Source organism: Sphingomonas naphthae, from assembly GCF_028607085.1.
GTDB classification, from domain to species: domain Bacteria; phylum Pseudomonadota; class Alphaproteobacteria; order Sphingomonadales; family Sphingomonadaceae; genus Sphingomonas_Q; species Sphingomonas_Q naphthae.
This window is the reverse complement of record NZ_CP117411.1, coordinates 2,229,671-2,238,812: the sequence shown is the minus strand read 5'-3', so window position 1 is coordinate 2,238,812 and position 9,142 is coordinate 2,229,671. Positions and strand designations below refer to the sequence as shown.

Below are 9,142 nucleotides of genomic sequence, written 5' to 3'. Positions count from 1 at the left end.
GGGGTATGAACACGCAGGTGAACGACGGCTTCGGGGCGCTGACCGAAAAGGAGAAGCAGACCCTGCGCCTGATGGTGCGCGGTCATGACGCGAAGTCGATCGCCCGCAGCCTCGGCCTTTCGGTCCACACGATCAACGAGCGGTTGCGCGACGCACGGCGCAAGATGGCGGTGTCGAGCAGCCGCGAGGCGGCGCGTCTGTTGCTCGAGGCGGAAGGGGACGGCACGGTTCCGCCGACCCCCCAATCGTTTGGGGACACGGAAATCGGGGGAGACGGGGCCGAACCCCGGATGGATCAGGACGACGCGCCGATCGGCGGCGCGGGGCGGCGATATCGCCGCTTCCGGATCATCATCGGAGTATCCGTCATGACATTCGCTCTCGGCCTTCTTGCCCTCGTTGCTCTGCCGCAGATCGCCTCTTCCCCCTCCTCGCTGTCGGCCGCCGCGAGCACGGCGCAGGACGTGGAGGTGGTGGCCGCCGCCCGGCAATGGCTGGTGCTTGTGGACGAGGGCCGGTGGGACGACAGCTATGCCGCGAGCGGCGCGGCGTTCCGCAAGCTGAATACGGCGCAGGTCTGGGCGACGGTCTCGCAGAAGGTACGCGTGCCTCTCGGCGCGGTGATCTCCCGCACGTTGGTCAGCCAGGAGAATCTTCCCGCGCCGCCCGATGGCTATGAGGTGGTGAAGTTCCGCACGCGCTTCGCCAACAAGGCGGAGGCGGTGGAAACCGTCGCGCTCGATCGCGAGGATGGCAATTGGCGGGTCGTGGGTGTGACGATCGGCTGAAGCCGGGGCGGGCGAGTACGAGACACACCCTTGCGGCGGCTGGTCATCCCTGATTTCATTTCGGCATGATGAGACCGCTGCTCGCCACTCTCGCGCTCCTCCTGCCCGCCCTCCCGGCGCCCGCGCAGATCTTCGACAATCACGTCCACCTCCACGATGGCGAAGCCTCGATCGCGGCCTATCAGGCGCAGCTGAAGGCCGATGGCGAGGCGGTCGCGGGTTATGGGGCGATGTGGTTCGGCGGGCCGAACCAGGCGCTGGCGGGCGATCCCGCCGTGATCCGTGCCGGCAACGACGGCATCCTCGCGCTGGCGGCGCGCCACCCCGGCCTGCTGCCGATCGCCACCGTCCGCCCCTATGACGGCGCCGCCGCGATCGCCGAGCTGGAGCGGGTCGCGGCGCGCGGGGTGCGGCTGCTCAAGATCCACCCCCACACCCAGAAGTTCGATCCCGCCGACCCGCGCGTCGCCACCCTCGTCAAGCGCGCCGGGGCGCTCGGGCTGGTCGTGCTGATCGACAATGCCAGCATCCTGCCCGGCGACAGCGAGAAGCTCTTCAACCTCGCCATCGCCTGCCCGCAGACCAAGTTCATCTTCGCGCACATGGGCGGGCTCAACTTCCGCTTCTGGAACATCCTCGCGCTGGCCCGCACCGCAGATGGGCTGCTCGCCGACAATCTCTATTTCGATATCTCCGCCACCGTCGCGCTGGCGGCCGGCTCGCCGATCCAGGGCGAATTCGTCTGGACGATGCGCAACGTCGGGCTGGATCATATCCTGCTCGGCTCGGACTATCCGCAATTCTCGCTGCACCGCATGACCCAGGCCCTCGACCGCCTCGGCCTGACGGCGGAGGAGAAATCGCTGATCCGCTATGACAACGCGCGCAGGCTGCTCGGGCTGGCGCCGCCGCGATAGGACTGGGCGACCGCAGGACAAAATCGCGCGCCCGGCATTTTAATGGCTTGCGCCCATCGCGACCCCCGCCTAATAGCGCCGCTCCAACGCGCCCGTAGCTCAGCTGGATAGAGCATCAGACTACGAATCTGAGGGTCGGACGTTCGAATCGTTCCGGGCGCACCATTTTCCCAAATGGTCCAGCGGCAGCCAGGCCGCGAATCTCCACCACCATAGTGACCGACCATGCTGGTGGATGACGACCATCCATCCGGCTGATCCGTGGTGCACGCATCGCCGCCATGCTATGATCCGCGCATGATCCAGGCGACCACCGCGATCGGGGCGTTCATGTCGATCCTCGTCACCACCGCCCTCTGGGCGGCGGTGCAGATCGCGGGCGTTGCGGCGATCGGACTGCTGGGGCTGGGCGGCGGTGTCGCGTGGTGGCGGCGACGGTAGTCCAGGACAGCCTATTCGTTCAGAAGGTGAGCCTCCGAGATATCCCTGACCTGATACAGAGGGCGATCGGTGGCGTCGTGCCGTCCCTGAGCAAGCACGTTCCCGCCAAATTTGATGAAAATGCTCGCACCTGCGTAGCGGTTCGGCCGATGGTGGAGTAGATGATCAAAGATCATATTTGCAGCAGCTTCGTCGATATAGAGATTTCCGGGCGGCAAGGATGCCTGCGCACCGGTAGGCTGGAATGATTGGTGCCGTTCGCCGTAATTCCACACGCCGGAAAATTGTTGATAATTCCCCACACGGTGGCAACTCCACGTATCCGTCCAAACGATGGCTGGGATCATCAGGTCGGCATCTTGGTCGTAATTCCAGCCCACCGCGGAGCAGGAATTACTGTATGTCATGCCCATAAGAATGCAGACCGCCGAGAGAAACCCGACGCTGCCGGCCGCTATGATGTTCAGCCGCTGTCGTCCGATGTCCCGCCGGAAACAAAAAGCCGGAAGGCCGGTGAGAAAGCCGATCAGTAGACAGAAGCACAGAGGGACGACGGCATATGCCGGTAAACTTCGGGCATCGATCGTCCAAACTGCGGCCAGGATTGCTCCGGTCGAAAGCGCGATGATGGAGCTGAACGCCAACGTCGCCAGAATGACATAACGGGCAATGTCAAAGCCGCGATTGTTCCACATGGCGACCAGCGTCAGCTTGCATGGGCATTTATGCAAGCCGGAAAAAAGCGCGCCGCGCCCGACCTGATCCTGCATTCATCTGGCGGCCCCCATCGCCGCCCGTGCAAGGCGGTCGGTGATGGCCGCGCCGAGGCCGTCGTGGGGGATCGGGGCGATGGCGATAGACGGGGCGGGGCCGGCGTCGGCTTCGTGAAGCAGGTCGAACAGGCGGGCCGCCGCTTCCACCGGATCGCCGGTGGGGGATAGCGAGACATGGCCGGCCACGGATCCGAAGCCGATCAGCCATTCGCCGTCGCGGGCGTCCGTGGCGTCGAGGCGGAGGGGTTTCGAGGGCGCGTAATGGGCGGCGAGTTGGCCGGGGGCTTCGATGGCGCCGCCGGTGGGTGAGGTGACGGGCAGACCGGTTGCCTCGCTCAGCATCGCGGCGGTGATCGGGCCGGGGCGGAGCAGGCGGAGGGTGCCGGGGCCGGGGGCGGCGATGGTGGATTCCAGGCCGTGGCCGGTCGCGCCGCCGTCGAGGATCAGCGCCACCTTGCCGTCGAGCGAGCGGGCGACGTGGGCGCCGCGGGTCGGGCTGATGGTGCCGCTGGCGTTGGCGGAGGGGGCGGCAAGCGGCCGCCCGCTCGCCGCGATCAGCGCCTGCATCGCCGGATGGGCGGGCACGCGGATCGCGATCGTGTCGAGCCCGGCGGTGACGAGGCTGGCGATGCCCGCGTCGGGGCGCAGCGGCAGGACGAGGGTGAGCGGGCCGGGCCAGAAACGCGCGGCCAGCGCCTCGGCGGCTGTGTCGAGGCTCGCGATGGCGCGGGCGGCGGCGAGATCGGCGACATGGACGATCAGCGGATTGAACGCCGGGCGGCCCTTGGCGGCATAGATGCGCGCGACCGCCTCGCTATCGGTGGCGTCGGCGGCGAGGCCGTAGACCGTCTCGCTCGGCACCGCGACGGGCTGGCGCGCGCGGATCAGCGCGGCGGCCTCGGCGATACCGGCGGGATCGGCGGGGATGATTCGGGTCTGCACGAGGTGGCTAGATCATCGCCGGGCCGGGGACGCAACGCTCAACACCGTTCGTATCGAGCGCAGTCAGCGCACCGGTAGCCTGGCGTTTGCGGCACGTCCCTCGACTTCGCTCGGGACGCACGGGTTCTTCGAGGATTCAGACCCGCTCGAGCAAATCGGCGGGATCGAGGTGGAGGCGGCGGATGGTGGCGGCGACGCGGGGCCATTCGTCCTTCAGGAATTGTTCGCGGGCCTGGGTGCGCAGGCGGTAGACCGCGCCTTCCACCACGAACATGCCGATGCCGCGGCGGACCGAGACCAGCCCTTCCTCCTGAAACGACTGATAGGCCTTGGCGACGGTGAGCGGGTTGGCGCCCTGCTCGGCGGCGAAACCGCGCACCGAGGGAAGGGCGTCGCCTTCCTTGATGCGGCCATCGAGGATGGCGTCGGCGATCATGTCACGCAGGCGGAGGTAGACGGGACGGTCGGCGCTCATGTGCGTCACTGTAGTAAAACACTGATCCGCGTCAACCGCTTTTAACCTTTTGGTCCATCCGCCGGCCATGCCGCGACGACCTTGTCATAGTCGGGCCGGGGCCGCTCCTCGAGGTCGCGCGAGGGGGTGCCGAGGAAGAGGAAACCGGCGATCTTCTCGTGCGCGGTGAGGCCCAGGCCCGCCGCGACCGCCTCCGAATAGGTCGCCCAACCAGTCAGCCAGCCGCCGACCAACCCTTCGGCATGGGTCGCGGTCAGCAGGTTCATGCAGGCCGCGCCGCACGACAATTCCTGCTCCCACAAGGGGATGTGGCTGGTGGTGACCGGCGCGAAGATCGCGATGACGAGCGCGGGGGCCTGATGCGCAAAGTCCTCGATCGCCTGGAGTTCGACCCGGCCGGGGCCGGGCTTGGTGGCGATATAGGCGTCACGCAGCAGCGCGGCGAAGTCCTCGCGGGCGGCATCGGCGATGGTGAGGAAGCGCCACGGCGCCAGCTTGCCATGATCGGGCACCCGGATCGCGGCTTCCAGGATGCGGCGCATCTGGGCGGCATCCGGCCCCGGCGCCACCATGTCGCGCGGCTTGCCCGATCGGCGGGTGGCGAGGAGGGTGGCGGCGGTGGCGGTGTCGTTGAACATGGGGGCTATCTAGGGTGCGATGGGGGGCGAGGAAACGGGTGCGGTCGGGAAAATCCTCCCCGCGCCATGGAGGATCGTCTACGGACGCGCCATGGCCGACACCCTCTTCGTCCTCGGCGGCGCCCGTTCGGGGAAGAGCCGCTATGCCCAGGCGCGGGCCGAGGCTTTGCCCGGCGAACTGATCTTCCTCGCCACGGGGCAGGCGTTCGATGCCGAGATTACCGATCGCATCGCCCGCCACCAGGCCGATCGCGGCCCGCGCTGGCGGACGGTGGAGGCCCCGCTCGACCTGCCCGCCGCGATCCGCGCCGAGGCGGGGGCGGGGCGGGTGCTGCTGGTCGATTGCCTGACCCTTTGGGCCTCCAATCTGCTGTTCGCCGAGCGCGACGACGAAGCGGAGACGGCCGATCTGGTCGCGGCGATCGGGGCGGCGGCGGGCCATGTGATTCTCGTGTCCAACGAGGTGGGGTTGGGAATCGTGCCGGAGAATGCGCTGGCCCGCCGCTTCCGCGATGTGGCGGGACGGATCAATCAGGCCGTCGCGGCGACGGCGGGCGAGGTGATGTTCGTGGCCGCCGGGCTGCCGCTGAAGCTGAAGTAACCCCAACGGGAAACGTGAAAACACAGCCCAGCAATCACCGGCGGCCACCACCCGTCTGGCCATGCCCGCCCGCTTGCGGCTAGGGTCGCCACCATGTTCAAGCACGCCCCCTGGATCCTCCTCGCCCTGATCGGCAGCGCCGCGCTCGCCGTCGTCGCCACCGCGCGGGGGGAGGCGGTCAATGCGTTGTGGATCGTCACGGCCGCCGTTTCGATCTTCCTCGTCGCCTATCGCTATTATGCCTTGTTCATCGCGCGCCAAGTGATGCGGCTCGATCCCGCCCGCGCCACGCCCGCCGTGCGCCGCGCCGACGGGCTGGATTATGTCGCGACCGACCGCACCGTGCTGTTCGGCCACCATTTCGCGGCGATCGCGGGGGCGGGGCCGCTGGTCGGGCCGGTGCTGGCGGCGCAGATGGGCTATCTGCCGGGGACGCTCTGGATCATCGCCGGGGTCGTGCTGGCGGGCGCGGTGCAGGATTTCATGGTGCTGTTCATCTCGATGCGGCGCGATGGCAAATCGCTCGGCGAGCTGATCCGCATGGAGATGGGGCCGATCGCGGGCACGGTCGCCCTGTTCGGCGCCTTCGTCATCATGGTCATCATTCTGGCGGTGCTGTCGCTGATCGTGGTGCGCGCGCTGGCCGAGAGCCCGTGGGGCATGTTCACCGTGGCCGCCACCGTGCCGCTGGCGCTCTTCATGGGCGCCTACACCCGCTGGATACGCCCCGGCCGTATCGGCGAGGTGTCGCTGCTCGGCCTCGTCGGGCTCATCCTCGCGCTCGTCTACGGCCAGTCGATCGCGCAATCTCCTTTCTGGGGTCCGCTCTTCACCTTCACGCCCGTGCAGCTGTGCTGGATATTGATCGGCTATGGCGCGGTCGCCTCGGTGCTGCCGGTGTGGCTGCTGCTGGCCCCGCGCGATTACCTCTCCACCTTCCTCAAGATCGGGGCGATCGCCGCGCTGGCGGTGGGCATCGTCATCATGGCGCCGCCGCTCCGGATGCCGGCGCTGACCCAATTCACCCAGGGCGGCGGGCCGGTGTGGGCGGGCGGGCTCTTCCCCTTCCTGTTCATCACCATCGCCTGCGGGGCCGTCTCGGGCTTCCACGCGCTCATCTCCAGCGGCACCACGCCCAAGCTGATCGCCAGCGAGGCGCACGCGCCCTTCATCGGCTATGGCGCGATGCTGACGGAGGCTTTCGTGGCGATCATGGCGCTGGTCGGCGCCTCGATCCTCGATCCGGGCATCTATTTCGCGATGAACAGCCCGGCGGCCGTGCTGGGCACCGATCCCGCCAGCGCCGCCGCCGCCGTCACCGCCATGGGCTTCCCGATCGGCGCCGACACCTTGGCGCAGGCCGCGCGCGACGTGGGCGAGGCGACGATCATCTCGCGCTCGGGCGGCGCGCCCACGCTCGCCGTGGCGATGGCCGAAATCTTCAGCCACATCCTCGGCGGGCCGGCGATGAAGGCCTTCTGGTATCATTTCGCGATATTGTTCGAGGCGCTGTTCATCCTGACGGCGGTGGACGCCGGCACCCGCGCCGGCCGCTTCATGCTCCAGGACCTGATCGGGCTGGTCGCGCCGCGCTTCAAGGATGGCGATGCGTGGTGGCCGGGGCTGGTGGCGACCGGGCTGTGCGTCGCTTCGTGGGGCTTCTTCCTCTATCAGGGCGTCACCGATCCGCTGGGCGGAGTGAACACGCTGTGGCCCGTGTTCGGCATCTCCAACCAGATGCTGGCGGCCATCGCGCTGATGCTGGCCACGGCGGTGCTGTTCCGCATGAAGCAGGATCGCTTCGCCTGGGTGACGATCCTGCCGACCGGCTGGCTGCTGCTCTGCACGCTCAGCGCGGGCGGGCTGAAACTGCTGTCGGCCGATCCCAAGGTCGGCTTCCTCGCCCACGCCGCGCGCTTTTCCGACGCGGCGGCGCGCGGCGAGATACTGGCGCCCGCCAAGTCGATGGCGGAGATGGAGCGCATCCTCTTCAACGACCGCATCGACGCCGCACTGTGCGCGCTGTTCCTGGCCGTGGTGCTGGTGATCCTCGTCTTCACGATCCGCACCTGTCTGGCGGCGCGGCGCGCGGATCGGCCGAGTGTGGCCGAAATTCCGCCCGCGCTGGTGCCCGCCGAATGATCCGCCTGTGGGCGCGCCTGCGCGAGACCGCGCGGCTGATGGTCGGCGTGCCGAGCTACGACGCCTATCGCGCGCATATGGCCGAGCATCACCCGGAGGCGACCCCGCTGACACGGGTGGCCTTCTTCCGCGATCGGCAGGAGGCGCGATATGGGGGGAAGAATGGCGGGCGGTGTTGTTAGGGTTACCTCATACAAATCCCGTCCATCCCGAGCGTAGTCGAGGGACAGTTAGCATCGAGCGAAGCCGAGATGCGGTGTTGTGGGAGACGGCCCTCGGCTGCGCTCGGTCCTGCGATCCCTCGACTTCGCTCGGGATGGACGGGAGATAGTGGGAGCAAAACCCGATCGTTTCGGCCATGGTGCGCTGCACAAGGCGCAATTGCAGAGTGCGAGAAAATCAGTCACATTCCAGCAATGTAGCGCGGAGTCGGATCCCCCGTCCGCCGGAGCTTGTTCAGGATCGATGATGTCGAAGTCTTTTGTCGTGCTTGTCGCCAGTGCCGTCCTCGCCACCGCCCCGCTCGCCGCGCAGACCGCCGCGCCGGCCGGTGCCGCCGCACCGGCGCCCGAAGAGAAGAAGATCTGCCGCCGCAACGAGGGCAGCACCGGATCGATCATGATGCAGAAGAAAGTGTGCCGCACCGCCGCCGAGTGGAAGGCGATCACCGAGGCCAGCGCCCAGTCGATGCGCGACCGCCCGATCGGCGTGGCGGGCAACGGCGGTGCTTCGCCACAGTAAAACCATCCTCCCCTCCCCTTTAGGGGAGGGGCCGGGGGTGGGGGCTGTCGGTCCGGCACTACTGGCGTTGGATTGCGCGACAGCCCCCACCCCAACCCCTCCCCTGAAAGGGAAGGGCTTTGAACAGAAACAGGCCGGCCGCCTCGCAGCGACCGGCCTGTTTTCATTCGGCGCCTTGCGTCACGCCAGCGCGACGGTCGCCATATTGTCCTTATAGCCTTCCTTCGGGTCGTTGCCGAAGAGCTTGCTGATCGCGGCGCCGATGCTCGATCCGTTGAGCCAGAAGGTGCTCTTGTCCGGGTCGAGCCGCAGCAGCGTCAGGCTCGGGTCGGCCTTGCCGGCGGGATACCAGGCTTCGATTTCCTTGCTCCACAGCCGGTCGATCGTGGCCGCGTCATTGTCGATCGTGACGGTGCCGTGGAGCGTGGCGAACAGGTCGTGGCCCTTGCCGGTATAGCTGGCGATCGCGCGGTGCGAGGCGCCGAGCGCGGCCACCAAAGTATTGTCTTTCGTGGTGAAGAACCAGATAGGGCCATGCTCGCCCTCGAACTGGGCGGTCATCGGCTGGGTGTGGCCGTCGCGCGCGCCATCCAGGCCGAGCATCAGATTGGGGGCGGATTTCAGCGCGCTCCAGAACTTGCCTTCGATTTCGGCATCGGTCGCCATATCGTCTCTCCTCGGGTG

12 protein-coding genes and 1 tRNA gene are annotated in these 9,142 nt (G+C 67.7%); 8 read left to right on the top strand and 5 right to left on the bottom strand.

Annotated features, from left to right (window positions below):
• Positions 1 to 5 precede the first annotated feature (5 nt).
• The 4 genes from PQ455_RS10645 (at position 6) to PQ455_RS10630 (ending at position 2,146) form a co-directional block, all read left to right on the top strand.
• Positions 6 to 788 (top strand): helix-turn-helix domain-containing protein, encoded by a 783-nt coding sequence (locus tag PQ455_RS10645; RefSeq protein WP_273686056.1) that lies wholly within the window; start codon positions 6 to 8, stop codon positions 786 to 788.
• Between the two features lie 65 nt (positions 789 to 853).
• Positions 854 to 1,705, top strand: a complete 852-nt coding sequence (locus tag PQ455_RS10640) for an amidohydrolase family protein (RefSeq protein WP_273686054.1) — start codon at positions 854 to 856, stop codon at positions 1,703 to 1,705.
• Between the two features lie 88 nt (positions 1,706 to 1,793).
• Positions 1,794 to 1,870, top strand: a tRNA-Arg gene (locus PQ455_RS10635).
• A 132-nt stretch (positions 1,871 to 2,002) separates the two neighbouring features.
• Positions 2,003 to 2,146, top strand: a complete 144-nt coding sequence (locus PQ455_RS10630) for a hypothetical protein (protein ID WP_273686052.1) — start codon at positions 2,003 to 2,005, stop codon at positions 2,144 to 2,146.
• An 11-nt stretch (positions 2,147 to 2,157) separates the two neighbouring features.
• Here PQ455_RS10630 and PQ455_RS10625 read toward each other — a convergent pair whose 3' ends face one another.
• The 4 genes from PQ455_RS10625 to PQ455_RS10610 all read right to left on the bottom strand — a co-directional run bounded on the left by PQ455_RS10625 (position 2,158) and on the right by PQ455_RS10610 (position 4,974).
• Positions 2,158 to 2,916, bottom strand: a complete 759-nt coding sequence (locus PQ455_RS10625) for a hypothetical protein (protein ID WP_273686051.1) — start codon at positions 2,914 to 2,916, stop codon at positions 2,158 to 2,160.
• Positions 2,917 to 3,861: an L-threonylcarbamoyladenylate synthase gene (locus tag PQ455_RS10620; protein ID WP_273686050.1), complete on the bottom strand. Its 945-nt coding sequence runs from the start codon at positions 3,859 to 3,861 to the stop codon at positions 2,917 to 2,919.
• A 136-nt stretch (positions 3,862 to 3,997) separates the two neighbouring features.
• Entirely contained in the window at positions 3,998 to 4,336 is a 339-nt protein-coding gene (locus PQ455_RS10615) for a GntR family transcriptional regulator (RefSeq protein ID WP_273686049.1), read from the bottom strand.
• A 41-nt stretch (positions 4,337 to 4,377) separates the two neighbouring features.
• Positions 4,378 to 4,974 (bottom strand): nitroreductase family protein, encoded by a 597-nt coding sequence (locus PQ455_RS10610; RefSeq protein ID WP_273686048.1) that lies wholly within the window; start codon positions 4,972 to 4,974, stop codon positions 4,378 to 4,380.
• A 91-nt stretch (positions 4,975 to 5,065) separates the two neighbouring features.
• Between PQ455_RS10610 and cobU the strand changes: the two genes are divergently transcribed.
• The 4 genes from cobU to PQ455_RS10590 all read left to right on the top strand — a co-directional run bounded on the left by cobU (position 5,066) and on the right by PQ455_RS10590 (position 8,458).
• Positions 5,066 to 5,575: a bifunctional adenosylcobinamide kinase/adenosylcobinamide-phosphate guanylyltransferase gene (gene cobU / locus PQ455_RS10605; RefSeq protein ID WP_273686047.1), complete on the top strand. Its 510-nt coding sequence runs from the start codon at positions 5,066 to 5,068 to the stop codon at positions 5,573 to 5,575.
• A 93-nt stretch (positions 5,576 to 5,668) separates the two neighbouring features.
• A complete protein-coding gene (locus PQ455_RS10600) occupies positions 5,669 to 7,717 on the top strand; it encodes a carbon starvation CstA family protein (RefSeq protein WP_273686046.1) in 2,049 nt (682 codons plus the stop codon).
• Positions 7,714 to 7,899 (top strand): YbdD/YjiX family protein, encoded by a 186-nt coding sequence (locus PQ455_RS10595; protein WP_273686045.1) that lies wholly within the window; start codon positions 7,714 to 7,716, stop codon positions 7,897 to 7,899. The genes PQ455_RS10600 and PQ455_RS10595 overlap by 4 nt, the downstream gene beginning before the upstream one ends.
• A gap of 286 nt (positions 7,900 to 8,185) precedes the next feature.
• Positions 8,186 to 8,458: a hypothetical protein gene (locus PQ455_RS10590; RefSeq protein ID WP_273686044.1), complete on the top strand. Its 273-nt coding sequence runs from the start codon at positions 8,186 to 8,188 to the stop codon at positions 8,456 to 8,458.
• A 180-nt stretch (positions 8,459 to 8,638) separates the two neighbouring features.
• On the opposite strand, the gene PQ455_RS10585 is transcribed toward PQ455_RS10590, so the two are convergent.
• Positions 8,639 to 9,124 carry a pyridoxamine 5'-phosphate oxidase family protein gene (locus PQ455_RS10585; protein WP_273686043.1) on the bottom strand — a complete coding sequence of 162 codons (486 nt, stop codon included), beginning with the start codon at positions 9,122 to 9,124 and terminating at the stop codon, positions 8,639 to 8,641.
• Positions 9,125 to 9,142: the final 18 nt, after the last annotated feature.